This is a genomic window from Stenotrophomonas mexicanensis (genome assembly GCF_032911605.1).
Taxonomy (GTDB): domain Bacteria; phylum Pseudomonadota; class Gammaproteobacteria; order Xanthomonadales; family Xanthomonadaceae; genus Stenotrophomonas; species Stenotrophomonas maltophilia_A.
Genome location: NZ_JAWJTG010000057.1, coordinates 1 through 25,045, shown reverse-complemented (window position 1 = coordinate 25,045; position 25,045 = coordinate 1). Strand labels below are relative to the sequence as shown.

The window sequence follows — 25,045 nt, the reverse complement described above, 5'->3', positions numbered from 1 at the left end:
GCCATGGATGGCGCGCCCGAGCCTCCAGGGATGGATTCACGGCGTCCCCTGCGCAATCCCTCCGCAGGGCCAACCCCACGAATCCTGCCGCACACCGCGAGGGGCTCAGCCGTTGGCCGAAACCCTTACAGCGGCCGTGCCGGATCCACCAGCCCGTACTGGCTGGCCATCCGCGCCAACGCGATGTTGTCGTGGATCCCCATCTTCTCGAACAACCGCGCCTTGTGCGTGTTCACCGTCTTCGCACTCAGGCTCAACCGCCGCGCGATGTCTTCCTGGCGCAGGCCCTGGGTCAGCAGCAGTGCCACTTCCAGCTCGCGCGGTGACAGGCTGTCGAACGGCGAACCGTTGCCTTCCACCGTCGACAGCGCCAGGTTCTGCGCGATGCTGGTGCCCAGGTAACGGCGGCCACCGGCCACGTCACGCACCGCGCGCAACAGCTCCTGCGCATCGCAGCCCTTGCCGATGTAACCGGCGGCGCCAGCCTCGAGCAGCCGCTTCGGCAGCGGGCCATCTTCCAGCACCGACACGATCACCACGCGGGTATTGCGGTGGCTGCGCACGATGCGCTCGGTCACTTCCATGCCGCTCACACCCGGCAGGTGCAGGTCACACAGCACCACATCGGGCAGCAGCTGGCGGACTTCACGCAGCGCGTCTTCGCCGGTCTCGGCTTCGCCCACCACCTCGATGTCGGTTTCCCCCGACAGAATCATCTTCATCCCGGTGCGGACCAGCGCGTGGTCATCCACCAGGTAGACTCGAATCGTCATTCACGTACCTCTTCGAATGCGGCCATTGCAGGTCAAGCTAGGCAGGGTGCCGATACCCCTGCAAGCGCGTTCGGAATGCGACCCCGGCAATCTGCCTTGCGCATCACACTACCGCGCGTTGTGCTTGCCCCCTGTCTTGCAGAACCTGCTGCAACGAAACAACTGATCTATCACGTAGACGTCCCTCAAGGGCCATCCACGTCAATCCCCCTGTGATGATGCTTCGCTGGCCTTCGCTGGCGGCGAGCCGTGACGTCGCCATGGGTGCCGGCGACTGAACATGACCAGATAGCACCCTACCACCCAAACCAGCGCGGCACACCATCCGGCCAGGATATCGGAGGGGTAATGCACCCCCAGGTAGACCCGGGACACGCTGACCAGCAGGCTGAATGCCGGTGCCAGCAGCAGCACCGGCCAGCGCCAGCGGGTGTTCCAGGCCAGCAGTACCAGGGTCACTGCCAGGGTCATCGAGCCCATCGCATGGCCGCTGGGGAAGCTGAACGTCGATTCCGGCGCGATCGATTCCCACAGGCTGGGGCGCTGGCGCTGGAAGAAGTGCTTGCTGCCCATGTTCAGCAGCGCCGAGCCGACGAAGCTGACCGCCACGAAGGTCGCCTCGCGCCACCGCCGGTAGCCCAGCAGCACACCGATGATCAGCACGTCGGCCGGGATCAGGAACCATTCGTAGCCCAGTCTGGAAATGAGCACGAAGAAGCGGTCCAGCAGCGGCGAATGCAGGCCATGCATCTGCCACAGCAGCGGCGCATCGAAATGGAACGATTCAAACTCGTGCACCTCGTCAGCCAGGGCGACGAAGCCGGCCAGCGGCAGCAGCACGCCACCGAACAGCAGGACCAGGCGCCAGGCATTGCGCGCCATCCAGTGGCGGAAGCCGGAGGCGGACTCCGGTGCAGCGAGGATCGCAGGCTTATCCGGCGCTTCGGACATACTTGTGTTCGACGTAATCGTCGATCAGGGCGACGAATTCCTGGGCGATGTTCTCGCCACGCAGGGTCACCTTCTTTTCGCCATCGACGAATACGGGCGCAGCCGGGGTTTCACCGGTGCCCGGCAACGAAATACCGATGTTGGCGTGCCGCGACTCGCCCGGCCCGTTGACGATGCAGCCCATCACCGCCAGGGTCATGTTCTCCGCACCCGGGTGGTGGATCTTCCACAGCGGCATCTTCTCGCGCACGTGGTTCTGTACCACCTTGGCCAGCTCCTGGAAGAACTCGGAGGTGGTGCGGCCGCAGCCCGGGCAGGCCGTGACCAGCGGCGTGAAGGCGCGCTGGCCGGTGGTCTGCAGCAGCTCCTGGGCGACGATCACTTCCTGCGTACGCGACTGGCCCGGTTCCGGGGTCAGCGAGATGCGAATGGTGTCACCGATGCCCTCCTGCAGCAGCACGCTCAGCGCCGCGGACGAGGCGACGATGCCCTTGCTGCCGATACCGGCCTCGGTCAGGCCCAGGTGCAGGGCGAAATCCGAGCGCTGGGCCAGGTCGCGGTACACCGCGATCAGCTCCTGCACGCCACTGACCTTGGCCGACAGCACGATGCGGTCGCGCGGCAGGCCGAGCTCCACCGCCTGCTCTGCCGAATCCAGCGCCGAGCGGATCAGCGCCTCGCGCAGCACGCGGCCAGCGTCCCAGGGCTGCTCACGCAGGTTGTTCTCGTCCATCAGCCTTGCCGCCAGGGCCTGGTCCAGCGAGCCCCAATTGGCGCCGATGCGCACCGGCTTGTTGTAGCGGATCGCGAACTCGATCAGCTGGGCGAATTGCAGGTCCTTCTTCTTGCCGAAGCCGACGTTGCCCGGGTTGATGCGGTACTTGGCCAGCGCTTCGGCACACGCCGGTTCGGCGGTCAGCAGCTGATGACCGTTGTAGTGGAAGTCGCCGATCAGCGGCACGTCGATGCCCATCATCGCCAGCTTGTCGACAATGCGCGGGATCGCCGCAGCCGCTTCCACGGTGTTGACGGTCAGCCGCACCATTTCCGAACCCGCACGCCACAACTCGGCCACCTGCTTCACGCTGGAGGCCACGTCGGAGGTATCGGTGTTGGTCATCGACTGCACCACGACCGGCTTGCCTCCGCCTACGGTGACCCCGCCGATCTGGACGGCATGGGTCTGGCGGCGGGGCCAGGCAGTGGCATCGGAAGGGGGCGTCGGGCGGGTAACGGCGTCGTGCATGGGCGCATTCTACCGCCCGCCTCCGCATTCCGGGTGACTCGCATTCAGCCGGCGGCACGGCTGCGGCCGATTGTCGCAGGCACGGTCACGCGTGAACGCATACGATGAGCGTGAATGACCGGTCCCGACGCCCCGTTTCTCCGAACCCTGTGCAGCCTGCGCTGGCTTGCCGTAGGTGGCCAGGCCGCCACCATCCTGGTTGCCACCTGGGTGCTGGGCCTGCCGTTGCCGCAGCTGCCATTGTGGGCGGGCGTGGCCGTGCTGACCCTGTTCAACATCTACACCCAGCTGCGCCCGGAGGCGGCCGACACCGCGCCACTGACCGCATTCGGCCACATTCTGGTGGACGTGATCATCCTGACCTGGATGGTGGGCTGGAGTGGCGGCATGGCCAACCCGTTCAGTTCGCTGTTCCTGATCCTGATCGCGCTCGCCGCGTTCGCCCTGCCCCTGCGCTGGGCACTGGCGGTGGCGCTGGCCTGCCTGCTCGGCTACGCCGCCAGCGGCATCTTCGGCCAGTCGCTGCCGGATGGCTATTTCCGCGCCCAGGACCTCAACCGCTGGGGCGTGGTCGCCAATTTCCTGATTTCCGCAGCGGTCGTGCTGACCTTTTCCACCCGCCTGGCACTGGCGCTGCGCCAGCGCGAACTGGAACTGTCGGCCCTGCGCGAACGCTTCGCCCGCAACGAGGGCATCGTCGCCCTGGCCACCCATGCCGCCTCGGTGGCGCATGAACTGAACACGCCGCTGGCGACCATGACCCTGCTCGCCGATGACGTGGCCGAGCGCAGCGAAGAGCCCGAAGTACGCGAAGACATGGAAACCCTGCGCGAGCTGCTGGTGCAGTGCCGCGAGCGCGTGCTGGCGCTGGCCGCACCGGCCTCGGCCGATGCACCGGGTCGCAGCCACTCCAGCGCCCAGCAGGTACTGGAACAGTGGCGCCTGGTGCGGCCGACCATCGACCTGCATCGCAATGACGATGCGCCGCTGCGGCTGCCACTCGACCCGGGCGTGGGCCATCTGCTGATGGTCCTGCTCAACAATGCCGCCGATGCCGGCGAGCAGGCCGGCCGGCCGCGCGTGGACCTGGACCTGCGCATCGAAGGCGACGACCTGATCGGCGAAGTCCGCGACTACGGCCACGGCTTCGACGCCCGTGCCGCGGTGCTGCCGGGCAAGCTGTTCGGCAGCAGCAAAAGCGAGGGCATGGGCGTCGGCCTGGCCCTGTCCCATGCCACCATCGAACGCCTCGACGGCGAGATGTGGATGCGCCCGGCCCAGGGGGCCGGCAGCCGCGTCGGCTTCCGCCTGCCGCTGGCCCCACGCGAGGACACCCCATGAGCCTTCATCATTCCACCCTGGGCCTGCTGGTCGACGACGACGAGCTGTACCTGCGTACCCTGCAGCGCAGCCTGGCCCGCAAGGGGCTTGAAACGCAGACCGCACAGGATGCCGCCAGTGCGCTGGCGCTGGCCCGCCAGCATCCGCCGGCGTTCGCGCTGATCGACCTGAAGCTGGGCAGCGATTCCGGCCTGGCACTGATCCAGCCGCTGCGTGCCCTGCGCGCGGACATGCGCATCCTGCTGGTGACCGGCTACGCGAGCATCGCCACCGCCGTGGAGGCGATCAAGCTCGGTGCCGACGACTACCTGCCGAAGCCGGCCACGGTGCCGATGATCCTGCGCGCGCTCGGCGAGGAAGACGACGGCCCGGCCGACGATGGTGAAATGGAAGTACCTGATGCGATGACGCCGATCAGCCGCCTGCAGTGGGAACACATCCAGCAGGCGATGCACGAGACCGGCGGCAACGTGTCCGCAGCCGCCCGCCTGCTCGGCATGCACCGGCGTTCGCTGCAGCGCAAGCTGGCCAAGCGGCCAAGCCCGGAACGCGATCCCAGCCGTTGATCGCCGGACCCGTCCGGCTCAGACCTCGGCCAGCACTGCTCGGTCCTGCGCGGCGCTGGAGCGCGACGCCGTCGCATCGACCCGCGCCGCTACCGTCTCCTGCAGCAGCGGCGACGGCAGCGTGCAGGCCGGATGCATGCGCAGGAAGCCATAGATCGTACCTGCCAGACCGATCATCAGGCCCGGAGTAAAGGCCGCGCGGGTCAGCCCGCCGACCATGCCCTGGTGCTCCTCGATCGAAGAAACGATCTCGATGGCGGCCTCGTCCTGCGGATAGGGACATCCCTCCGGATCCAGCGCAGCCGCCAGCACCAGCAGCTCCCGGGTGGACACATCGCCATGGCACAGGGTGTGGCTGAACCCCCATTTGCCGCGCGCGTCGGCCACAGCCCGCCGCATGTCACGCAACTGCGCGGGATCGCCGGTGCGGGCGTACAGATCCGCCGCCGCCAGACCGATGCCAACACTGCCATGGCACCAGGTCGGGAAATTCTTCTGCCCGTCCTCCAGGTGGATATCGCGCCAGCGCCCGGTATGCGACTCGAACAGCGCCGCCTGGAACGCAAAGGCTCCTTCGGCCAGCTGCCGCCAGGCGGCCCGCTCAGGCACGCTGCCGGCATCCGAACGCGCCAGCCGTGCCAGCGCCCAGCCCATGCCCATCGCGCCGTGGCCAAAGCCACCGATCGGCTCGCGGAACTGTGGCGTCGGCCAGCGTGCGCCGTCGGCATCGACGATCGCTGCTTCCTGCATGCGGCGCCCGGCTACAGCCGCCAACTCCAGCCAGCGCGATCTGCCGGTGGCCTCGGCCAGCGCCAGCAACGGCAGGATCATGCCGGACACGCCATCAATCAGTTCGAATTTCACCGGCCCCTGGAAACCACGACGTTCCACTCCTTCCGCACAGCGCTCGGCCAGCGCGAGCAGTGCGGGGCGCTGCAGCAGATCATGCAATGCCAGCAGGGTCCAGATCTGCGAGCCCGAGCCGACGAAACCACCATCGATCCCGGCGGGATGGCGCTCGCACATGGTCTGGAACACCGCAATGGCGCCTTCGATGGCCGGATCCAACCCAGCCACCGGATCGGCACGTCCCTGCTCCACTTCCCGGCGGTAGGCCGCCAGCGCGAACGCAATGCCTCCCAGCCCGAAATACAGGTCGGGCTGCACCGGCCGGACGGTCCATCCTGTGCGGGTCACCTCGGGCGTGATCCAGGTCATCGAACCGTCTTCACCGTGCACGGCAAGCCGCAGAAGATTCTCCACCGCGTGTGCCGCAAGCGTTCGTCGGCGCAGGTCCAGATCGTCCGCGCGAGGCTGCTGCGCGGCGTAGCTATAGCCGGACCGAGCCTCGGCGCGGGCCAGCGCGTGCTGGTTCAGGTCGGTGGCCACCAACGTGCTGCGGATGGTCACGTCTTCGAGGTCGATGCGCATCGAACGCCAGTTGTCGGCGATGGAGCGGATGCGGGTCGCGTCCAGCTGTGAAGTGAAGATCGGAATGTCACCGTGGCGCAGGTCGTCCACTTCTCCACGTACGGTTTCCAGGTCCGATGGCGCAGCCGGTGACACCGCTGCATTGCGCACCAGCAGATCGATCGCGCGTTCAACCGCCTGGGCTTCCTTGTGCAGCGATGCCGGATGCCAGAGCATCCGCCCGAGCTCGGCGTAGGCCATGGTCGGCCGCCGCACATCCCGCACCTGGCAGCCTTCGAAAGCCGCCAGGAGTAGCATCAGTTCGCCCTTTGCATCGAGCGCGCGCAGGCGCCCACTGGCGTCGATGAAGCCCTCGCTGATGTGGTCCCAGTACAACGAAACATCCGGCTGTGGGCTGGGGTGGTTCTGCGCGATGGCGACTTCGGCCTCGACCATGCCCAGCCGGGCCGGCCCCGTCCCATCCTCGACAATCACCGGCACCTGTACCCGCGGCTGCTCGCCCGGCAATGCGCCGGCGGCCGACAGGTCCACACCTTCCATGCCGAGGCCGGTGGTGCGGAACGGCACAATGCCGGTGCGCAGTACGGAATTGCGCATCAGCTTGATGGCCGTGTCGTAGGCGTCACCCAGGCCCGACGGCTCGACGTCGATCACCTGCGAGAACACACTTTCTGCATCGATCACGACCGGCACCGGCCCGACAGCGATCAGGTTCTCCAGATGGATGTCGGTACCACCGACCAGGCGCAGGATCGCCAGCCAATGGCCAAGACCGCGGTAGTAGGCACGCAGTTCTTCGTCATCGGCGCAATGACGGTGCGCGGCAAACGCGGCCCAGCCATGGCTGCCGCGATCAACCACACGCGGCACGCGCACCCGATCCGGGCCCTCGCCAAAGACCGCAGCGAGCAGGCCATCGAGCGCCGCATCGATGCGCAGCGAGCGCGGCTTGTACATCAGCACGCCGCCATCGAACTGCAGCCGTGCCACGGTCCGGCCGCCGCCGTGCAGGTCACCCCGTCCCAGCGCGATCGCACGCAGCGATCCTGCCGGACTGCCGAGCAGGTCCGTCAGCAGCGCACGATCACGGCCGATGCGCGCGGCCAGCTCCACCACAGCCGCACATTGTCCTTCGAGCATGCGCGACAGTCGCGGCAGCAGCACCGGGTAGCGTCGCTGCAGATGCTCATGGAAGCCCTCGCCGGTGGCGAGGGCCACGAATTCGTCCAGCGCACCGGCGCCCTCAAGCGGGCCGATGTCACCACCGCGCGCGGCCGCATGCAGTTCCAGCAGCAGTACGCGGTTGAGCTTGAGCTGGGCATGTTCACGAAGCGCCGCATCGCCCTGCTCATGCAGGAGTGCGCGCTCGTCTGGCCGCAGATCGATGGCGGGGTCATGCAGGCCAGCCGTCAACGCGGTGCGCGCGTCGACAAGAAAATGTTCGGTGATGCGCGCAAACGCGGCCGCAGCCGGAGAAGCGGTCATTACGCCCCCTGCAAAGTGTCCAGAGTCTGTTCCAGTCGCCGGCACGCAGCGCAAGCCGCTGCGTGCCGGCTCGGGCTACATCAACAGCACAGGCAGTGATTGACCACCGACATCGTGGTGGTGCACTCGGTACCGCCACCGGTGATCAGGGTGTCGGAGGCCGACGTGAGCGCGGACTCGGTGGCCCCAGCGCCATAGATGAACAGCGAACCCGCAGGGTTGGCGCATCCATCCACATCGTCCGAGCCATTGAGCCAGCCGGACACAACATCGTCGTTCAGATCCATTCGCAATCTCCTGTCATTCACAACATGAGGCGTTGAGGACATGGATCGATTCCACGTCCCTTCGGATACGGCCAGTCCCTGGCATCAACATCATGCTGCGAGCGATACTGGATGACAGGTACAGCCGCCCGTGCACACTGCATCCGCGTGTGAAGTGCGTCAAGCTGCGCTGCGGCAGGACGCACGAATACGCTGCACGTGCGGTACGGAAGTGACGTGGAATGAGTGGCCGCGCCGCCATTCCTGCGCGACCGGATCGAAGGCAACCGGAGAGGCATCGGATGGCCGGCCGGCGCCGGCACATCCGCAGCCCGGGTCAGCCCTTCAGCTGCGCGAGGATCTCGCGGGTCATCGGATCGGCAATCGCCACATCCTCACCCTGCAGCGCCGGCAACAGGCCACTGGCCAGCTGCTTGCCAAGCTCGACACCGAACTGGTCGAAGGCATTGATGTTCCAGATCACCGACTGCACGTACACGGCGTGTTCGTACATGGCGATCAGCGCACCCAGCGCCTGCGGGGTCAGCGCGTCGAGCAGGATCAGCGTGCTCGGGCGGCCGCCCGGGTAATCACGGTGCGGGTCGTCGCTGCTCTGGCCATTGGCCAGTGCTTCGGTCTGCGCCAGCAGATTGGCCAGCAGGGCCTGATGATTGATCGTGTAGGGATCGTCGTTGTGTACGCAGCCGATGAAGTCGGCCGGAACGATGCTGGTGCCCTGATGCAGTGCCTGGAAGAAGCTGTGCTGCACATCGGTGCCCGCGCCGCCCCACCACACCGGTACGGTGTCGGTGGTGACCGGCTGGCCGTCACGCTGCACGCGCTTGCCCAGGCTTTCCATCACCAGCTGCTGCAGGTAGGCCGGCAGCAGTGCAAGGCGCTGGTCGTAAGTCATCACCGCGTGCGTGGCATGGCCCAGCAGGTTGCGGTTCCAGATGTCGGTCAGGCCGTGCAGCACCGGCAGGTTGCGCTCCAGCGGTGCATCCAGCGCGTGCGCATCCATCTGCGCGGCGCCGTCCAGCAACTGCTCGAAGCGCTCGAAGCCGATCGCAAGCGCGATCGGGAAACCAACGGCCGACCACAGCGAATAACGGCCACCGACCCAGTCCCACATCGGCAGTACGCGATCGGCGGCGATCGCGAAGGCCTTGGCGGCGCGATCCGGATTGGCGCTGACTGCATACAGGCGCTCGCTGCCACCCAGCCAGTCGTGCAGGATCTGGCCGTTGAGCAGGGTTTCCTGGGTACCGAAGGTCTTGGAGATGAGGATGCCGGCGGTCTTCGCCGGATCCAGCGTGGCCAGCGTGCGCTGCATGGCGGCGCCGTCCACGTTCGATACGAAATGCACGCGCAGGCGCGCGCCGGTGACCGGGCGCAACGCATCGGCGACCAGGCGCGGACCGAGATCGGAACCACCGATGCCGACGCTGACCACGTCAGTGACGCCGCTGTCTTCCAGCGCACGCACCAGCACGCCCATGCGCTGGCGGATCCCGCGCGCGGTGGCATAGGCCTCGGCTGCCACCGGCGCATCGACCACGTCGCCGCGCAGCGCGGTATGCAGCGCGGCGCGACCTTCGGTCAGGTTGACCTGCTCGCCACGGAACAAGCGGGTGATGGCACCACCGACATCACGGTCGGCGGCCAACGTGAGCAGGGCCTGCAACGCCGCGGCATCGTATTTCTGCCGCGCGAAGTTGACGTACAACGGACCGACCCGCAGCGCCAAGTCCTGCACGCGGCCGGGTTCGGCGGCGAGCAGGCTGGGAATGCTTGCGCCCTTCAGGCGCTGGGCGTGGGAATGCAGCGAGTCGAATCCGTTGTTCGTTGTCATGCGGCCTGGGTCGGGATCGTGTCGTTGGTGTGGGAGATCTGGTTCTTGCCATCAACGTACACCAGCTTCGGCTTGAAGCTGTCAGCTTCCTGCTCGGTCATGCTGGCGAACGCGGCGATGATGATGATGTCACCGACCTGCACGTGGCGCGCAGCACCACCGTTGAGCGAGACAACGCCGCTGCCGGCTTCGGCGCGGATGGCGTAGGTCGAGAAGCGCGCACCGTTGGTCACGTCCCAGATGTGCACCTGCTCGAACTCGCGGATGCCGGTGGCAGCCAGCAGGTTGTCATCGATGGCGATCGAGCCTTCGTAGTTCAGCTCGGAATGGGTGACGGTGGCGCGGTGGATCTTGGTCTTGAGCAGGGACAGGTGCATGGGGGCGCTGCAACGGCAAAGGAAAGAGCGGATTCTAGCACCCGCTTGGCCATCGTCAGGGGGCCGCAGCAGGACGCTGAAGGCTGTTCAGGCCCCCTCCCCCGGCGGCGGCGGCGCGGCATGCCCGGAACGGCCCTCCAGAGACAGCCGGAACACCGTATGGAAGGCCAGCCCGGCGACCAGGCCGAAGCCACCTGCGGCCAGCACCTGCAAGGCATAGCTGATCACGTCGAAGGTGTCGACATAGCGCAGGCGCTGCAGCAGCGGACCATTGTCCGCGCCCGGCCAGGTGCAGGTGGCCATGGCCAGCGCGCCCAGCCCGAAGCCGACCAGCACGAATCCAGTCCGGCGCAGCCGCTGTTGAGACTGCAGGATCAGCGCCATCGGCAGCAACACCGCGATCGCATTGCACACGGCCAACACGAACATCAGCCCACCGCCGGTAAGCGCAGGCATCGGCGTGCGCCTGAATTCAAGCGCGAACAACAGGCCGCCAAACAGCTGAGCCGGCAGCATGCCGGCGGCCAGCACCGCCAGGATCGAGGCCTGGGCAAGACGGCCGGTATCGGTGCTGGGGGTCTTCATTACCGGTCTCCCGTCCGTGGGAAGTCGAGAGGCGCCCGTTGCGGGCGCCCCGGAGCCGCATGCGGCTCAGAACTCCAGGTTGTCTATCAGGCGCGTGCTGCCCAGGCGTGCGGCGATCAGCGCCACGCGGCCACCGCCGTCGAAGGTCGGCTCGGCCAGCTCCGGGGTCCGCAGCACCGCATAGTCGACCTGGAAACCGGCCACCTGCAATGCCGCCGTGGCGTCGGCCTCGATGCGATCACGTGCCTGCCCGGCCACGTAGCCTTCGCGCATGCCCAGCAGGGTACGGTGGATGGTGGTCGCAAGCGGGCGCTGTTCGGCGCTCAGGTACTGGTTGCGCGAACTCTTGGCCAGGCCATCCTCGTCGCGCACGATGTCCGCACCGACGATCTGGATCGGGAACGACAGCTCGGCCACCATCTGGCGGATGACCGCCAACTGCTGGTAATCCTTGCGGCCGAACACGGCCACATCCGGCTGCACCTGCAGGAACAGGCGCGCGACCACCGTGCACACGCCATCGAAGTGACCCTGGCGGCTGGCGCCTTCCAGCACTTCACTCACGCCCGGCGCGTGCATGCGCGTGGTCTTGTCCACGCCCAGCGGGTACATCGCCTCGACGCTGGGCAGCCACACCGCATCGCAGCCGGCCTGCTCCAGCCCGGCCACGTCGGCCTCGGGCGTGCGCGGGTAGCGGCTGAAATCCTCGTTCGGCCCGAACTGGGTCGGGTTGACGAAGATGCTCGCCACCACCTTGTCGGCGTACTGGCGGGCCAGGGTCACCAGCGAATGGTGACCCCCATGCAGGTTGCCCATGGTCGGCACCAGCGCCACGCGCAGGCCCTCGCGCTTCCACTGGGCGATCTGCCCGCGCAGTGCGCCGAGCTCGTTGAAGGTCTGGATCATTGGGCGTAGGCGTGCTGTTCGTCGGGGAAGCTGCCGTCGCGCACGGCGTCGGCATAGGCGCGGGTGGCACCGGCCACCGAACCGCCTTCGGCAAGGAAATCCTTGACGAACTTGGGACGGCGATGACCACTGTCCAGGCCGAGGAAATCATGCAGCACCAGCACCTGGCCATCGCACTGCGGGCCTGCGCCAATGCCGATGGTCGGCACATCCACCGCAGCGGTCACTTCGGCGGCGACCGGAGTCGGCACGCATTCGAGCACCATGATGCTGGCGCCGGCAGCGGCCACAGCCTTGGCATCTTCCACCAGCTGGCGCGCGGCATCGCCACGACCCTGGATCTTGAAGCCGCCCAGTCGCAGCACCGACTGCGGGGTCAGGCCCAGATGCGCGCAGACCGGAATCTCGCGCTCCACCAGGTAGCGGATGATGTCGACCTTGAAGCCGGCACCTTCGATCTTGACCATCTCGGCGCCGGCCTGCAGCAGCTGCAACGAGGCATCCAGCGCGCGCTCCGGGGTGGCATCGGCGCCGAACGGCAGGTCGGCCACCAGCAACGCACGCTGCAGCACGCGGGCCACGGCGCGGGTGTGGTAGACCATGTCGGCCACGGTCACCGGCAAGGTCGAATCATGGCCCTGCACGACCATGCCCAGCGAATCGCCGATCAGGATCAGGTCGACGCCGTTGGCATCGAAAGTGCGGGCGAAGCCGGCGTCGTAGGCGGTCAACATGACCAGCTTCTGGCCATTGCGCTTGGCCTCGGCCAGGGCGGGAACGGTCCAGGGCTTGCTGTCTGCGTGGGTGCTCATGTGCTGATAACCGGGGGAGATAACCCGGGCATTATCACCCTATCGGCGCAATCCCGCAGGCATCCACCCGCATCACTGCATCCCGCACGCGGCCATGGCCGGGAATGGCCAGATCCGGCGCGATTTCGGCCAGCGGCACCAACACGAAGGCACGCTCGTGCAGGTAAGGATGCGGCACCTGCAGACCAGGCTGGTCGAGCACCTGCGCGCCATACAGCAGCAGGTCCAGGTCCAGCGCGCGCGGGCCCCAGTGCACCGCCGGATCGCGTACGCGACCAAAACGCTGCTCCAGCGCCAGCATCGCCTGCAGCAGCGTATCGGCGGGCAGCGTGGTCTCGACCGCAGCCACCGCGTTGACGAACGGCGGCTGGTCTTCATTGCCCCAGGCCGGCGTGGCGTACAGCCTTGAGGCTTGGCGCAGGCGGGTATCGGGCAGGCCATCGAGCGCGGCAATCGCCGCGCCGACGGTGACGGCCGCGTCGCCAAGGTTGGCGCCGAGGCCGATCCAGGCGAGGGTCATCGTTTACTCGCCAGCCGCACCGGCCGGGGCACCCGGACGACGGCGGCGACGGCGGCGCTTGCGCGGTGCCCCGCTCTCGTCATCCCCCTCTTCGCTGTGCATCACGTCCAGCGACGACTCCAGCTCACGACCGGACTGCGCCTGCGCCTCACGCCAGAACTCGACATCGGCGGCGTGCTCGGCCGAGGCCACCTGGCGCAGGCTGAGGAAGTCGAACGCAGCGCGGAAACGCGGATGGGTCAGGGTACGGAACACGCGCTTGCGCTGGCGCGAGCTGAAGCGCGACTGCAGCAGCCAGATTTCCTGCATCGGCAGCGAGAAGCGGCGCGGCAGCGCGATGGTGCTCAGCTGCTGCACCGTGACGCGGTCGGCCGCACGGCGCTGCGCCTCTTCCGGTGCCACGCCCTGCTTGAGCAGGGTTGCCTGGGCCCGGCAGAACGCCGGCCACAGCAGCAGCGCAAACAGGAACGCGGGCGAGACTGGTTCATCGTTGGCCACGCGGGCATCGGTGTTGGCCAGGCCCTCCACCAGCATGCGGCGCAGCGCGCCGGTGCGGTTGGACTTCAGCGCCTTGGCGCTTTCAGGGAACAGCACGTCCAGCAGGCCGTAGCGCTCAAGGCCTTCGAAGCTGGCCACGCCGTGCCCGGACAGGAACAGCTTGAGCACTTCCTCGAACAGGCGCGCCGGTGCGGCTTCGTTGAGCAGGCCCGCCAGGTGCGGGATCGGCGCGGCGGTGCCCTCTTCGATCTGGAAGCCGAGTTTGGCCGCCAGGCGCACCGCACGCAGCATGCGCACCGGATCTTCGCGATAACGCTGCTCGGGGTCGCCGATCAGCTTCATCAGGCGCGCCTGGACGTCTTCGAAGCCGCCGGTGTAATCGCGCACCGAGAAGTCCTCGATGGCGTAGTACAGGGCGTTGCAGGTGAAGTCGCGGCGGATGGCGTCGTCTTCGATGGTGCCGTACACGTTGTCGCGCACGAGCATGCCGTTTTCCATCTCGCGGTCGCCGCTGCCGTCATCGCTGTTGGCACGGAAGGTGGCGACTTCGATGATCTCGCGGCCGAACACGACGTGGGCGAGGCGGAACCGGCGACCGATCAGGCGGCAGTTGCGGAACAGCTGCTTGACCTGTTCGGGCGTGGCGTCGGTGGCCACGTCGAAATCCTTGGGTTGGCCATTGACCAGCAGATCGCGCACCGCGCCGCCGACAAGGTAGGCGCCGAAGCCGGCATCGCGCAGGCGATAAAGCACGCGCAGGGCGTTCGGGCTGATGTCCTTGCGGGAGATCGTGTGCTGGTCGCGCGGGATGACGCGCAGGCTGAACGGTGATGTAGCAGAGGAAATGATGTTGGCGCTTCCGGTTGAAGTTTCGGGATTGCCCAATGGCATCGAGGTGCATATACTAGCGCTCCTGCCTCGGCAGCGACACAGTTACGCTCCCTTCGTCTAGTGGTTAGGACGTGGCCCTCTCAAGGCTAAAACAGGGGTTCGAGTCCCCTAGGGAGCGCCAGTCGCCGCAGCAGGAACCGAAAAAGCCCGCCTTTGTGCGGGCTTTTCTGTTTTCCGGGGTTGCATTGGCATCGATCGGCCTGGTCGCAGTAGCGCCTTCCTGTTCCTGCGTGGGAGCGGGCAGGCCACCCTGGCCTGGACACGCCAAAACCCATCCATGGTGCTCGATGGCGCCATCCTTGGCTCCAACGGTCCAAGCCAGGGTGGCCCGCCCCCTCCTGACAGTTTCCCGCGACGGCGGCACGAACAGCCTCGCCCCTCCGCAGCCAATTCAATCCCGACGCGCAGACCTGTGTCCGCCAGAACCGCAATGCCTGACGCGAAGGCGGGGCAGTTCAAGCCGGGACCGTTGGCGCCATGGGTTGGGCGCATGCGCCCGACGGGTTGGGCAGGAGCCCAACCCCGGTCTTGCCGTGTGCGCGGGACAGCGCACGCGAGCAAGGCGCCATCGAGCACCATGGATGGGCTTTTGCGTGTCCTGGAGAGGGCGGCCTGCCCCCTCAAACTCGGGACAACCAGGCGCCAACAGGATGCAACCGAAGCCGGGCAGCGTCAGCCTTCCATCTGCTCCAGCTCCTTGCCCTTGGTCTCGCGTACGTAACGGACCACGAAGAAGATCGAGAGGATCGCAACGACAGCGTAGATGCCGTAGGCCCCGGCCAGGCCGATGCCGGCCAGCATCATCGGGAAGGTCACGGTGATCGCGAAGTTCGAGGTCCACTGCGCCGCGCCGGCCACCGCCAGTGCCGGGCCGCGGATCTGGTTCGGGAACATTTCGCCCAGCATCACCCACATCACCGGGCCCCAGGACATGTTGAAGAACACCACATAGACGTTGGCCGCAACCAGCGCCAGCCGGCCCATGCCATCGGACAGCTGCAGGCGACCATCGGCCAGGCTGCCGCTGGCAAACGCCACCACCATCAGCACCAGCGCCACCGACATGCCAACCGAGCCGATCCACAGCAGCGGCTTGCGCCCGATGCGGTCGATCAACAGCACCGTCAGCAGGCAGGCGCCGATGCTCAGCGCGCCGGACAGCACGTTGATCAGCAGCGCGTCGCTTTCCGAGAAGCCCACCGCCTGCCACAGCACCGCGCCGTAATAGAACACCACGTTGATGCCGACCAGCTGCTGGAACATGGCCAGGCCAATGCCTACCCAGAGGATCGGGCGCAGCTTGCCGGTGACCGTGTCGCGCAGGTCGCTGAAGCGCGGCTTGTGCTGATCCTGGGCCAGGCTGGCTTCGATCTCGGCCTGCTTGGTCGCCGCTGCCGCCTCGCCGTACAGTCGCGACAGTACCGCCCTCGCCTGCTGCTGACGCCCCTTCAGGACCAGGAAGCGCGGGCTTTCCGGAATCACCAGCAACAACAGCAGGAACAGCGCGGACGGCAGCGCCTGCATCCAGAACATCCAGCGCCAGGCCTCATGGCCCAGCCATAGCGGCTCGGTTGACGCCCCAGCAGCTCGGGCCAGCAGGTAATTGCTGAGGAAGGCGGCGAACAGGCCGCAGATGATCGCCATCTGCTGCACCGTGGCCAAACGCCCGCGATAGCGCGCCGAGGCCACCTCGGCAATGTAGGCCGGCGACATCACGCTGGCCGCGCCCACCGCGAAGCCGCCGAGCACGCGTGCGGCGATGAACAGCCAGGAAGCGTGAGCGGCACCGGCGCCCAGCGCCGAAACCAGGAACATCAGTGCCGAGGCAATCAGCACGCCACGACGGCCCAGGCGATCCCCCAGCCAGCCGGCCAGGAAGGCACCTATCGCGCAGCCCAGCAGCATCGAGGCGACTTCGAAACCGAGCGCCGCCTCGCTGGAGTTGAAGGCCTGGCGCAGGCCGTCGACCGTGCCATTGATGACACCACTGTCGAAGCCGAACAGGAATCCACCCAGTGTGGCCACGCAGCTGATCAGGACGATGAATGCAGTGTTCTCACCACCATGGGAGGCGATGTTGGGCTGGGCTGGGGACATGAACGATCCTGCTGGGAAGGGGGCCGGCCATCCAACGCAGCCGGCTGACCCGCAGCGTCGCACAGGCCTCACCCTGCCGCCAACGACCACCACGGCCGCGCCTGCCAGACGCCCGATTTCCGCCCCGCGCCGACACCGGGGGCCAACCTGTTCTAGAATTGGCGGGTTCAGGAATCGATCCACCCCCAGCCCATGCCCTTTGTCGTCACCGAAAACTGCATCAAGTGCAAACACACCGATTGCGTGGAAGTATGCCCCGTGGATTGCTTCCACGAAGGCCCGAACTTCCTGGTGATCGACCCGGATGAGTGCATCGACTGCACCCTCTGCGAACCGGAATGCCCGGTCAACGCGATCTTCCCGGAGGACGATGTTCCTGCCGGCCAGGAGAGCTTCGTCGCCCTCAACGCCGAGCTGGCGAAGGAGTGGCCGGTACTGACCGTGCGCAAGGACCCGCCCGCCGACGCCGGCGAATGGGACGGCAAGCCGGACAAGCTGAAGCTGCTGGAGCGCTGAGAAGCGCCTCTTGCGGCAACGAAAAGGGCGCCTATGGCGCCCTTTTTCGTTGCTCGGCAGATAGCATCCGCGCGATCCGATAGGTGCCAACCGCAAGATCCGGTAGCTGCCAACCGCAGGATCCGGTAGGTGCCAACCTTGGTTGGCACAGAAGCGCCGACCAAGGTCGGCCTCTACCCGGGCACGTGCGGACCTGGGCCCGCACCCACCCGACCGGCCCTTACTGGGCCAGCTTTGCCTTGAGCGCGGCGATCAGCTTCACCGGCGCTTCTGCAGTGGCCGGCAGGCCACGCGGGTCGACCGCGGAGATGTAGGCGCCGGCATCGACGGCGACCACGCGGACCAGGAAGTTGCTGCCTTCGTAGGCCACGTCATACGAGCCCAGCAGCTGCGCGCGGCTGGCGATGGTCACGCCTTCCACGCCTTCCAGCGCGGTGCCGACCTTGGCGAAAGCCTCGTCCTTGCCGCCGGCGATGGTGAAACCGGTGTTGCCCACGGCCGGGGCCGCAGCCACTGGGGCCGCCGGCTTGGTCGCCGAGGCAAGGGTCGGCACCTTGTTGTCACTGGTGGCGTTGGGCAGGTTCAGGTCCGGCGGCACTTCCAGCGGACGCATTTCCGGGGCCAGGGCGTAGTCGCCCTTGACGCCACGCTTGAAGCAGCCGGTGGTGCCGGCGGCAACGGCCACCGCAAGCAGGGCGTAGGACAGCACGCGGACGGTGGATACGGATTGACGCATGTGAATCTCCTGGGTCAGACCAAGACGGAAGGTCAGTGGCTGGAAAGGGCTTCGAGGGCGGCGATGTCGCCGGCAAGATGATCGGCCGCCGGATGGTGCGCCGCCGACAGCGGCAGCAGCGGCAGGCGCAGGTCGTGACCGATGCCGATACGGCGCAGCAGCGCCTTGACCGGAATCGGGTTCGGCTCAACGCCGCAGAAATCATGGAACGGCTGCAGGCGCGCATCCCAGGACCCGGTGGCTTCGTGGTCGTGGGCGGCAGCCAGCTCGCACATCCGGCGGTAGGCGCCGGGCAGCACGTTGGAGCCGACCGAGATCAGGCCATCGATACCGGCCTGGATCGAGCGCGCCGCCGTACCGTCGTCGCCACTGAGCACGGCAAACTGCGGGCTGCGCAGGGCGAGCAGCGCCTGCACCCGGCCGGTGTCACCCACCGCCTCCTTGATGCCGACGATGTTGGAATGGCTGGCCAGTTCGGCCACGGTCTCCGGCTGCATGTCGCACCCGGTACGGCCGGGCACGTTGTACAGCACGACCGGCAGCCCGCCCTGGTCGGCAACCGCGCGGTAGTGGGCGATCAGGCCAGCCTGGGTCGGCCGCACGTACGGCGGGGTGACCACCAGCGCGTGGCTGGCGCCAAGCGCGGCGGCACGGCGGGTCTGTTCGATGGTCTTGGCGGTGCCCGACAGGCCGGTACCGGCCATGACCGGGATGCGGCCGCCGATGCGCTCGACCGCGCTGGCCAGCAGCAGGTCGTACTCGGCATCGGTGAGGGTCGCTGCTTCACCGGTCGAGCCGGCTACGACAACGCCATGGACGCCACCTTCCAGTTGCAGGTGCAGCAGGCGCTGCCAACCGTCGGGATCGAGGGCGCCGTCGGCCCGGAACGGGGTCGCCAGCGCGGTGATGAGGCCGGAAAGGGACAAGGACGTGCTGCTCTTGGCTGGAAAGGGAAAACGCCCGCCACGAAAGGCCGGGGGCGACCTGAATGTTACTTGCGGCGCGAAAGCACGGGCAAGTATGCTGGACACCGGTGGATCCCCGCCTCTGGCGGGCATTCAGACTAACGCATGCATTACCCGGAATCGCCTTGACCGACACCACCCCGCGCCCCGCGCCGAGCGAAAACCACCTCCTGATCAACGCCTACACGACGCATCCGGAGTCCCCCCTGCTGTCCGTCACCCGCCGCATTGCCGACAGCGGCTGCAATCTGGTGGACGCACGCCTGGCCACGGTCGGCCGCGATGTCTCGGTCACCGCCCTGGCCACCGGCTCCTGGGACTCGGTGGCCAAGCTGGAAGCGATGCTGACCCGGCTGGAGCGCGAAGAGGGCCTGAAGCTGGTCTGGTACCGCACTGCCGCCAAGCAGGCGCAGTCCAACCTGCTGCCGTACATCGTCGAAGTGATCGCCGCCGACAAGCCGGGCATCCTGTTCCAGCTGGCCGATTTCTTCGACCGCCAGGGCATCACCATCGAGAACCTGCAGAGCACGCGCTACCGCGCCATGCAGACCGGTGCGGAGATGTTCAGCGCGCAGGTCACCATCGGCGTGCCGGCCAACATGCACATCGCCGCGCTGCGCGACGACTTCCTTGAATTCTGCGACCACCTGAACCTGGACGCGATCATGGACCCGATGAAATTCTGATTCTTCGCGCGCCTCTCACGGGCGCGTGGCGTTTCATGCAATTGTCGTAGAAAGAACCCAGGCTCGACAGAAGGACCTCATGAACAACGGCGATACCCTGGACAGCACCACCCTCTCCCTGCCGCTGGCGCTGTCCGGTGGCGAACAGGCCACTCTCGGCGACTACGCCGGCCACTGGCTGGTGCTGTACTTCTATCCCAAGGACAGCACCCCCGGCTGCACCACCGAAGGCATCGACTTCAACGCACTGCTGCCGAAATTCAAGAAGGCAGGCGCGGTGGTACTCGGTGTCTCGCGCGACTCGGTGAAGTCGCACGACAACTTCTGTGCCAAGCAGGGCTTCAACTTCCCGTTGGTCAGCGATGGCGACGAAGCGCTGTGCAGCGCCTTCGACGTGATCAAGATGAAGAACATGTACGGCAAGCAGGTACGTGGCATCGAACGCAGCACCTTCCTGATTTCCCCCGACAGCCGCATCGTGCAGTCCTGGCGCAAGGTCAAGGTTGCCGGCCATGCCGATGCAGTTCTCACCGAACTGAAGGCCTCCCAGTCCAAGTGAGTCCCACTGCCTACTGTGTCTGCCATCACCCTGCCCCGCAGCAGGCCGTGGTGGTTTTTCCCTGTCCGTAACCAGGAATCGACGATGACCCGAGGCAAGCGCATCTACGTGCTGGATACCAACGTGCTGATGCACGATCCCACCGCGCTGTTCAAATTCGAGGAGCACGACGTCTACCTGCCCATGCAGGTGATCGAGGAGCTGGACAACGGCAAGAAGGGCACCTCCGAAGCGAGCCGCAACGCCCGCCAGGTGAGCCGCTTCCTCAACGAGCTGGTGCAGGAATCCGGCCTGGACAACCTGGCCGACGGCATTCCACTGCAGCGTCCCAATGGCCTGCAGCTGCGCGGCAAGCAGAGCGCCGGCAAGCTGCGCTTCCAGACCAGCCATTTCGACGCCGGCAAGAGCTTCGGCAAGGTCATCCCGGACAACGCCATCCTCGGCGCGATCCTGGCACTGAAGGAAGAAACCCCGGACCTGCCGGTGGTGTTCGTTTCCAAGGACATCAACCTGCGGATCAAGGCCGCGATCGCCGGCATCGTGTCCGAGGACTACGAGAACGACCGCGCGCTGGACGATTTCAGCCTGCTCTACACCGGCGCCACCGAGCTGCCGGAAGACTTCTGGAAGCGCCACGGCGATGACCTGCGCAGCTGGAGCGACAAGGGCCGCACGCATTACGAAATCCTGGCGCAGGATGGCGAGGAGTGGTACCCGAACCAGTACGTCTACCTGCCTGGCGAAGATGAAGTCGAGCTGCGCGTCAGCCGCGTGGTCGGCGACGGCAAGGTGGTGCTGTCACTGGTCGATGATTTCCGCCACGGCAGCCACGCCGTGTGGGGCATCAGCGCACGCAACCGCGAGCAGAATTTCGCGCTCAACGCACTGATGGATCCGGAGATCGACTTCGTCACGCTGCTGGGTACCGCCGGCACCGGCAAGACCCTGCTGGCGCTGGCCGCCGGCCTGGCGCAGACGATGGACCAGCAGCGCTACCGCGAGATCATCATGACCCGCGCCACGGTCAGCGTCGGCGAGGACATCGGCTTCCTGCCCGGCACCGAGGAAGAGAAGATGACACCGTGGATGGGCGCGTTGACCGACAACCTGGAAGTGCTCACGCACAACCAGGAAGGCGGCACCTGGGGGCGCCAGGCCACCAACGACCTGCTGGCCAGCCGCATCAAGATCCGCTCGATGAACTTCATGCGCGGCCGCACCTTCCTGTCGCGCTACCTGATCCTGGACGAGGCGCAGAACCTCACCCCCAAGCAGATGAAGACGCTGATCACCCGTGCCGGCCCCGGTACCAAGATCGTCTGCCTGGGCAACGTCGAGCAGATCGACACCCCGTACCTGACCGAGACCACCTCGGGCCTGACCTACGCGGTGGATCGCTTCAAGAACTGGCCGCATAGTGCGCACATCACCCTGCGCCGAGGCGAACGCTCGCGCCTGGCCGATTACGCTTCGGAGGTGTTGTGAACCGCTGCACCCGCCTGCTGCTGCCCACGGCTGCGATCGCCCTCGCAGCCGCCCTGGGTGCCTGCACCACCACGCGCGGCCCGGCCAGCGTGCCGACCGCCGAGCGTACCGGCCAATCCTGGGTGGTCACCCGCCCGATCATCGCCGCGCAGGTGCTCGACACCTGCTCGCGCCCCAGTCCCGGCCGCGAGGCCGGGCGGGTCAGCGGATACTGGGCACCCAGCCGGCAGCAGATCGACCAGCTGGAGGCGAAGCTGCCTTCGCTGGAAGCACAGGTTCCCAAGGTGCTGGATTTCGATCGCCAGTACGTCGGCATCGAAAGCGCAGGCAAGCGGCTGATCTACATCAACGCCTTCCACCTGCCTGACGATGGCAGCATCAATCCGGCCCGTGAGGCGATCCGCGTCTGTGACGGCGGCACGCAGTTCTGGGGCGCGGTATTCGACCCGGCCAGCAACACGTTCAGCGAGCTGCAGTTCAACGGCGGCTTCGGCGGGCCCTGAGGGGCCCCGCCGATGGGAATACGCCTGCCCACCTGGGTCTGGATCGGCGCGGTCGCGCTTTCGTGCGTGGCCGGCATGGTCAACGTGGTCGGCTTCCTCGGTTTCGAGCACCAGGCGGTCAGCCACATGACCGGCAGCACCAGCCAGCTGGGCATGGCGCTGGCCCAGGGTGACTGGCGCGCGGTCGGCCACCTGTGGGGATTGCTGATCGCGTTTTCGCTGGGCGCGATGCTCAGCGGCCTGCTGATCCAGGACAGCGCATTGCAGCTGGGCCGCCGCTACGGTGTCGCGCTGGCGCTGGAATCGGCACTGCTGCTGGTGGCCATTCCGCTGTTCGAACAGCATCAGATCTGGGGTGCACTGGCCGCCGCCATGGCCTGCGGCCTGCAGAATGCGATGGCGACCACCTTCAGTGGCGCGGTGGTGCGCACCACCCACCTCAGCGGCATGTTCACCGACCTCGGCATCGGCCTGGGCCACCTGCTGCGCGGACTGCCGCTGCAGGTACGGCGGCTGACCCTCAGCGGCCTGATCATCAGCGGCTTCCTCGGCGGCGGCATCCTCGGCGCCTGGTTGTTCATGCGCTGGCAATACGACGCCCTGCTCGCCCCCGCCCTGCTGACCGGCCTGACCGGGCTGGGGTATGTGGTGTACCAGCAGTGGGCGCGTTGGCGGCATTGAATCAAAGCCATGCACGCATGGCGTGGATCTACCTTCCCCAGCTGGACCACGGCACAATCGCCGAATGAGCCCGACCACTCCCGTTTCCGCCCTCACCATCGCCGGCTCCGACTCCGGCGGTGGCGCCGGTGTCCCTGCCGATCTCAAGGCCTTCGCCGCGCACCGCGTGCATGGCCTGGCCGTGTTCGCCGCGCTGACTGCACAGAACACCCGTGGCGTCACCGCCGTGCATGTGCCACCGATCGCATTCCTGCAGGCGCAGATCGAAGCCTGCTTCGATGACTTCGATATCCATGCCGTGAAACTCGGCATGCTGGCCAACGCCGAGGTGATCCATGCGGTCGCCGACGCACTGGAAAAACATCGCCCGCCGCACGTGGTGCTGGACCCGGTGATGGTCGCCACCAGCGGCGCGCGCCTGCTGGAGGAAAGTGCGCTCAAGGCCATGCGCGAACGCCTGCTGCCGTTGGCGACGCTGGTTACGCCCAATACCCCGGAAGCAGAACTCCTGATCGGCCGGAAGATCGGCAACGGCGATGACGCCGAACAGGCTGCCTCTGCCCTGCTCGATCTCGGTGCCGGTGCGGTGCTGCTGAAAGGCGGCCACCTGCAGGAAGGCAACCGCGTGATCGATCGCTACTTCGACGGCGTCAGCAGCGAAGAATTCATCCACGCCCGCCTGCCGCTGGACGCACATGGCACAGGCTGCACGCTCGCCTCGGCCATCGCCGCGCAGCTGTGCAATGGCCTGAGCCTGGCCAATGCCTGCGAAGCCGGCATCGACTACGTTGCGCGCGGCCTGCAGCAGGGCTACGCGCCTGGTCGCAGCGAGGTGCTGGTACTCGATCACTTCGGCGCGGCACCGCACGCATGAGTCTCGCACCGGACGTCGTTGCCGTGCAGTGCACTGATGGCCATCGCTACGAAGTGATCGCCTGCGTGCCCGCACAGCCCATCGCGCGCCTGCTGTGGCTGCCAGCGCTGGGCGTGGCCGCGCGTCACTACATGCCACTGGCATTGGCGCTGGCGGCGAAGGGCGTGGCGGTCTACCTGCATGAGTGGCGCGGCAACGGCAGCAGCTCACTGCGCCCCTCGCGCACGCAGGACTGGGGCTATCGCGAAGTACTCGAACAGGATCTGCCGGCCAGCCAGGCCGTCCTGGCCGCAGCCGATGACGCCACCGACGCCCTGCCCTGGATCATCGGTGGACACAGTCTGGGCGGGCAGCTGGCCTGCGTGCATGCCGGCCGCAACCCGCAGCACTTCAACCGGCTGTGGCTGGCCGCCAGCGGCTCACCGTTCTGGCGCGGCTTCCCGCCACCGCGTGGCTGGCTGCTGCCACTGGTCTATCGTTTCCTGCCGTGGATCGCGCAACGCCAGGGCGTGCTGCATGGTCGGCGCCTCGGCTTTGGTGGCACCGAAGCGCGCGGGCTGATCGCCGACTGGGCGCGCGTTGGCCTGAACAACCACTACGCCGCGGCCGGCATGAACGAAGACCTCGATGCGCAGATGGCGCGCGTGCATGGCAGCGCACAGGCCGTGTTGATGGAGCACGACTGGTTGGCACCGACCGGATCGATGCAGACGCTGCTGGCGAAGCTGCCGAATGTGGACGCGCAGCTGCGCGTGCTGTCCGCGCAGGAACTGGGCACGCGCGCCGATCATTTCGCGTGGCTGAAGGCGCCGGAGGCCGTAGCTGACAGCTTTTTCATTCAGTTGGATGAAAATTTTCACAAAACTGTTGACGGTACGCGCCGACATCCGCATAATTCCGCTCCTGTCGCAGGGCGCCCGTAGCTCAGTTGGATAGAGTACCTGGCTACGAACCAGGCGGTCGGGAGTTCGAATCTCTCCGGGCGCACCATTACACCGAAACAGCAGGCCCCGGCCTGCTGTTTTTTTATGTGTGTTTTTCGGCAGGGCTGCGCCCTGCACCTGCAGATGCTTCAAGCCAAGGCAACGGCAACAGCAAAAGCCGGCATTCCGTGGGTTGGCGGGGCGACATGGACAGGCAGGACACGCCGTAAACCCATCCATGGGGGCTCGATGGCGGCATCCATGCCGCCAACGGTCCTGCCTGCCCATGCCGCCCCACCTCTGACAGATTTCCGCGATCTGGTAGATCCACGCCATGCGTGGATGACTCCATCGAGTTCGAGTATTTCGATAATTGATCGAAGAGCATCCACGCATGGCGTGGATCTACCGTGTCGACCAAGGTCGACACCAGAGCAGCACGCCGTTCCGACAGATCGCGGAAAACTGTCGAAGGCGGGGTGGGTCCGGTTGCGGGGGCGTGAGCCGCATGGATGCGGCG

The 25,045-nt window shown here is 66.8% G+C and carries 25 protein-coding genes and 2 tRNA genes; 12 read left to right on the top strand and 15 right to left on the bottom strand.

Annotation, left to right across the window (positions count from 1 at the left end; translation table 11 throughout):
- Positions 1–125: 125 nt before the first annotated feature.
- From R1L06_RS18785 to ispG, 3 genes are all read right to left on the bottom strand, one after another.
- Positions 126–773, bottom strand: coding sequence for a response regulator (locus R1L06_RS18785; protein WP_004153112.1), 648 nt, complete (start codon positions 771–773; stop codon positions 126–128).
- 201 nt (positions 774–974) lie between these two features.
- Positions 975–1,724: a phosphatase PAP2 family protein gene (locus R1L06_RS18780; RefSeq protein ID WP_032128858.1), complete on the bottom strand. Its 750-nt coding sequence runs from the start codon at positions 1,722–1,724 to the stop codon at positions 975–977.
- Entirely contained in the window at positions 1,705–2,970 is a 1,266-nt protein-coding gene (ispG, locus tag R1L06_RS18775; protein WP_180838578.1) for a flavodoxin-dependent (E)-4-hydroxy-3-methylbut-2-enyl-diphosphate synthase, read from the bottom strand. Before ispG ends, R1L06_RS18780 begins: the two co-directional genes overlap by 20 nt.
- A gap of 114 nt (positions 2,971–3,084) precedes the next feature.
- Here ispG and R1L06_RS18770 point away from each other — a divergent pair, with 114 nt between their 5' ends.
- Both R1L06_RS18770 and R1L06_RS18765 read left to right on the top strand, forming a co-directional pair.
- Positions 3,085–4,311: an ATP-binding protein gene (locus tag R1L06_RS18770; protein ID WP_094000016.1), complete on the top strand. Its 1,227-nt coding sequence runs from the start codon at positions 3,085–3,087 to the stop codon at positions 4,309–4,311.
- Positions 4,308–4,877, top strand: coding sequence for a response regulator transcription factor (locus tag R1L06_RS18765; protein ID WP_012510702.1), 570 nt, complete (start codon positions 4,308–4,310; stop codon positions 4,875–4,877). The genes R1L06_RS18770 and R1L06_RS18765 overlap by 4 nt, the downstream gene beginning before the upstream one ends.
- 18 nt (positions 4,878–4,895) lie before the next feature.
- Here the strand turns inward: R1L06_RS18765 and R1L06_RS18760 are convergent, their stop codons facing one another.
- The 9 genes from R1L06_RS18760 to pcnB form a co-directional block, all read right to left on the bottom strand.
- Complete coding sequence (locus R1L06_RS18760) at positions 4,896–7,793, bottom strand: type 2 lanthipeptide synthetase LanM family protein (RefSeq protein WP_317218455.1); 2,898 nt, start codon at positions 7,791–7,793, stop codon at positions 4,896–4,898.
- An 80-nt stretch (positions 7,794–7,873) separates the two neighbouring features.
- Positions 7,874–8,080 carry a DUF6229 family protein gene (locus R1L06_RS18755; protein ID WP_049400943.1) on the bottom strand — a complete coding sequence of 69 codons (207 nt, stop codon included), beginning with the start codon at positions 8,078–8,080 and terminating at the stop codon, positions 7,874–7,876.
- Positions 8,081–8,396: 316 nt separating this feature from the next.
- Positions 8,397–9,911, bottom strand: coding sequence for a glucose-6-phosphate isomerase (gene pgi, locus R1L06_RS18750; RefSeq protein ID WP_107432910.1), 1,515 nt, complete (start codon positions 9,909–9,911; stop codon positions 8,397–8,399).
- Entirely contained in the window at positions 9,908–10,288 is a 381-nt protein-coding gene (gene panD, locus R1L06_RS18745; protein ID WP_032128853.1) for an aspartate 1-decarboxylase, read from the bottom strand. The genes pgi and panD overlap by 4 nt, the downstream gene beginning before the upstream one ends.
- Before the next feature lie 87 nt (positions 10,289–10,375).
- Positions 10,376–10,873 (bottom strand): hypothetical protein, encoded by a 498-nt coding sequence (locus R1L06_RS18740; protein WP_049400941.1) that lies wholly within the window; start codon positions 10,871–10,873, stop codon positions 10,376–10,378.
- Between the two features lie 66 nt (positions 10,874–10,939).
- Positions 10,940–11,779 (bottom strand): pantoate--beta-alanine ligase, encoded by an 840-nt coding sequence (panC, locus tag R1L06_RS18735; RefSeq protein ID WP_317218454.1) that lies wholly within the window; start codon positions 11,777–11,779, stop codon positions 10,940–10,942.
- Entirely contained in the window at positions 11,776–12,591 is an 816-nt protein-coding gene (gene panB / locus R1L06_RS18730) for a 3-methyl-2-oxobutanoate hydroxymethyltransferase (RefSeq protein WP_005416119.1), read from the bottom strand. Before panB ends, panC begins: the two co-directional genes overlap by 4 nt.
- A gap of 34 nt (positions 12,592–12,625) precedes the next feature.
- Positions 12,626–13,111: a 2-amino-4-hydroxy-6-hydroxymethyldihydropteridine diphosphokinase gene (folK, locus tag R1L06_RS18725; protein ID WP_032128850.1), complete on the bottom strand. Its 486-nt coding sequence runs from the start codon at positions 13,109–13,111 to the stop codon at positions 12,626–12,628.
- A gap of 3 nt (positions 13,112–13,114) precedes the next feature.
- The gene (gene pcnB, locus R1L06_RS18720) at positions 13,115–14,494 is read right to left on the bottom strand and encodes a polynucleotide adenylyltransferase PcnB (protein WP_032128849.1); all 1,380 of its coding nucleotides are present in this window, start codon (positions 14,492–14,494) and stop codon (positions 13,115–13,117) included.
- Positions 14,495–14,546: 52 nt separating this feature from the next.
- On the opposite strand from pcnB, the gene R1L06_RS18715 reads away from it, so the two are divergent.
- Positions 14,547–14,621, top strand: a tRNA-Glu gene (locus R1L06_RS18715).
- Between the two features lie 551 nt (positions 14,622–15,172).
- Here R1L06_RS18715 and R1L06_RS18710 read toward each other — a convergent pair.
- Positions 15,173–16,597 carry a sugar porter family MFS transporter gene (locus R1L06_RS18710; protein ID WP_317218453.1) on the bottom strand — a complete coding sequence of 475 codons (1,425 nt, stop codon included), beginning with the start codon at positions 16,595–16,597 and terminating at the stop codon, positions 15,173–15,175.
- Between the two features lie 192 nt (positions 16,598–16,789).
- Between R1L06_RS18710 and fdxA the strand changes: the two genes are divergently transcribed.
- Positions 16,790–17,113 carry a ferredoxin FdxA gene (fdxA, locus tag R1L06_RS18705; RefSeq protein ID WP_004153066.1) on the top strand — a complete coding sequence of 108 codons (324 nt, stop codon included), beginning with the start codon at positions 16,790–16,792 and terminating at the stop codon, positions 17,111–17,113.
- A 220-nt stretch (positions 17,114–17,333) separates the two neighbouring features.
- Here the strand turns inward: fdxA and R1L06_RS18700 are convergent, their stop codons facing one another.
- Together R1L06_RS18700 and dapA are read right to left on the bottom strand one after the other, a co-directional pair.
- Positions 17,334–17,849 carry a hypothetical protein gene (locus R1L06_RS18700; protein WP_006432432.1) on the bottom strand — a complete coding sequence of 172 codons (516 nt, stop codon included), beginning with the start codon at positions 17,847–17,849 and terminating at the stop codon, positions 17,334–17,336.
- A 32-nt stretch (positions 17,850–17,881) separates the two neighbouring features.
- Entirely contained in the window at positions 17,882–18,775 is an 894-nt protein-coding gene (gene dapA / locus R1L06_RS18695; protein ID WP_317218452.1) for a 4-hydroxy-tetrahydrodipicolinate synthase, read from the bottom strand.
- A gap of 164 nt (positions 18,776–18,939) precedes the next feature.
- On the opposite strand from dapA, the gene R1L06_RS18690 reads away from it, so the two are divergent.
- From R1L06_RS18690 to R1L06_RS18655, 8 genes are all read left to right on the top strand, one after another.
- Positions 18,940–19,500 (top strand): glycine cleavage system transcriptional repressor, encoded by a 561-nt coding sequence (locus R1L06_RS18690; protein WP_005409051.1) that lies wholly within the window; start codon positions 18,940–18,942, stop codon positions 19,498–19,500.
- 79 nt (positions 19,501–19,579) lie between these two features.
- The gene (locus R1L06_RS18685; protein ID WP_182267592.1) at positions 19,580–20,059 is read left to right on the top strand and encodes a peroxiredoxin; all 480 of its coding nucleotides are present in this window, start codon (positions 19,580–19,582) and stop codon (positions 20,057–20,059) included.
- Between the two features lie 84 nt (positions 20,060–20,143).
- On the top strand, positions 20,144–21,544 hold the full coding sequence (locus R1L06_RS18680) for a PhoH family protein (RefSeq protein ID WP_010484287.1): 1,401 nt from the start codon (positions 20,144–20,146) through the stop codon (positions 21,542–21,544).
- On the top strand, positions 21,541–22,047 hold the full coding sequence (locus tag R1L06_RS18675; RefSeq protein WP_317218451.1) for a hypothetical protein: 507 nt from the start codon (positions 21,541–21,543) through the stop codon (positions 22,045–22,047). The genes R1L06_RS18680 and R1L06_RS18675 overlap by 4 nt, the downstream gene beginning before the upstream one ends.
- A gap of 12 nt (positions 22,048–22,059) precedes the next feature.
- Complete coding sequence (locus R1L06_RS18670; RefSeq protein ID WP_032128844.1) at positions 22,060–22,728, top strand: YoaK family protein; 669 nt, start codon at positions 22,060–22,062, stop codon at positions 22,726–22,728.
- A 64-nt stretch (positions 22,729–22,792) separates the two neighbouring features.
- Positions 22,793–23,602: a bifunctional hydroxymethylpyrimidine kinase/phosphomethylpyrimidine kinase gene (thiD, locus tag R1L06_RS18665; RefSeq protein WP_049423499.1), complete on the top strand. Its 810-nt coding sequence runs from the start codon at positions 22,793–22,795 to the stop codon at positions 23,600–23,602.
- Positions 23,599–24,525, top strand: a complete 927-nt coding sequence (locus R1L06_RS18660; protein ID WP_317218450.1) for an alpha/beta hydrolase family protein — start codon at positions 23,599–23,601, stop codon at positions 24,523–24,525. Before thiD ends, R1L06_RS18660 begins: the two co-directional genes overlap by 4 nt.
- Positions 24,516–24,592: transfer RNA gene (locus tag R1L06_RS18655), tRNA-Arg, on the top strand. The genes R1L06_RS18660 and R1L06_RS18655 overlap by 10 nt, the downstream gene beginning before the upstream one ends.
- The last annotated feature ends 453 nt before the right edge of the window (positions 24,593–25,045 follow it).

Excerpts from the sequence above, each read along its gene's own strand:
- panB (WP_005416119.1), bottom strand. The coding sequence starts at position 12,591 with ATGAGCACCCACGCAGACAGCAAGCCCTGGACCGTTCCCGCCCTGGCC.
- pgi (WP_107432910.1), bottom strand. The coding sequence starts at position 9,911 with ATGACAACGAACAACGGATTCGACTCGCTGCATTCCCACGCCCAGCGC.
- thiD (WP_049423499.1), top strand. The coding sequence starts at position 22,793 with ATGAGCCCGACCACTCCCGTTTCCGCCCTCACCATCGCCGGCTCCGAC.
- R1L06_RS18755 (WP_049400943.1), bottom strand. The coding sequence starts at position 8,080 with ATGGATCTGAACGACGATGTTGTGTCCGGCTGGCTCAATGGCTCGGAC.
- folK (WP_032128850.1), bottom strand. The coding sequence starts at position 13,111 with ATGACCCTCGCCTGGATCGGCCTCGGCGCCAACCTTGGCGACGCGGCC.
- R1L06_RS18770 (WP_094000016.1), top strand. The coding sequence starts at position 3,085 with ATGACCGGTCCCGACGCCCCGTTTCTCCGAACCCTGTGCAGCCTGCGC.
- R1L06_RS18710 (WP_317218453.1), bottom strand. The coding sequence starts at position 16,597 with ATGTCCCCAGCCCAGCCCAACATCGCCTCCCATGGTGGTGAGAACACT.
- R1L06_RS18700 (WP_006432432.1), bottom strand. The coding sequence starts at position 17,849 with ATGCGTCAATCCGTATCCACCGTCCGCGTGCTGTCCTACGCCCTGCTT.
- R1L06_RS18660 (WP_317218450.1), top strand. The coding sequence starts at position 23,599 with ATGAGTCTCGCACCGGACGTCGTTGCCGTGCAGTGCACTGATGGCCAT.
- R1L06_RS18670 (WP_032128844.1), top strand. The coding sequence starts at position 22,060 with ATGGGAATACGCCTGCCCACCTGGGTCTGGATCGGCGCGGTCGCGCTT.
- R1L06_RS18685 (WP_182267592.1), top strand. The coding sequence starts at position 19,580 with ATGAACAACGGCGATACCCTGGACAGCACCACCCTCTCCCTGCCGCTG.
- fdxA (WP_004153066.1), top strand. The coding sequence starts at position 16,790 with ATGCCCTTTGTCGTCACCGAAAACTGCATCAAGTGCAAACACACCGAT.
- R1L06_RS18785 (WP_004153112.1), bottom strand. The coding sequence starts at position 773 with ATGACGATTCGAGTCTACCTGGTGGATGACCACGCGCTGGTCCGCACC.
- R1L06_RS18680 (WP_010484287.1), top strand. The coding sequence starts at position 20,144 with ATGACCCGAGGCAAGCGCATCTACGTGCTGGATACCAACGTGCTGATG.
- ispG (WP_180838578.1), bottom strand. The coding sequence starts at position 2,970 with ATGCACGACGCCGTTACCCGCCCGACGCCCCCTTCCGATGCCACTGCC.
- panC (WP_317218454.1), bottom strand. The coding sequence starts at position 11,779 with ATGATCCAGACCTTCAACGAGCTCGGCGCACTGCGCGGGCAGATCGCC.
- R1L06_RS18780 (WP_032128858.1), bottom strand. The coding sequence starts at position 1,724 with ATGTCCGAAGCGCCGGATAAGCCTGCGATCCTCGCTGCACCGGAGTCC.
- panD (WP_032128853.1), bottom strand. The coding sequence starts at position 10,288 with ATGCACCTGTCCCTGCTCAAGACCAAGATCCACCGCGCCACCGTCACC.
- R1L06_RS18740 (WP_049400941.1), bottom strand. The coding sequence starts at position 10,873 with ATGAAGACCCCCAGCACCGATACCGGCCGTCTTGCCCAGGCCTCGATC.
- R1L06_RS18760 (WP_317218455.1), bottom strand. The coding sequence starts at position 7,793 with ATGACCGCTTCTCCGGCTGCGGCCGCGTTTGCGCGCATCACCGAACAT.
- R1L06_RS18765 (WP_012510702.1), top strand. The coding sequence starts at position 4,308 with ATGAGCCTTCATCATTCCACCCTGGGCCTGCTGGTCGACGACGACGAG.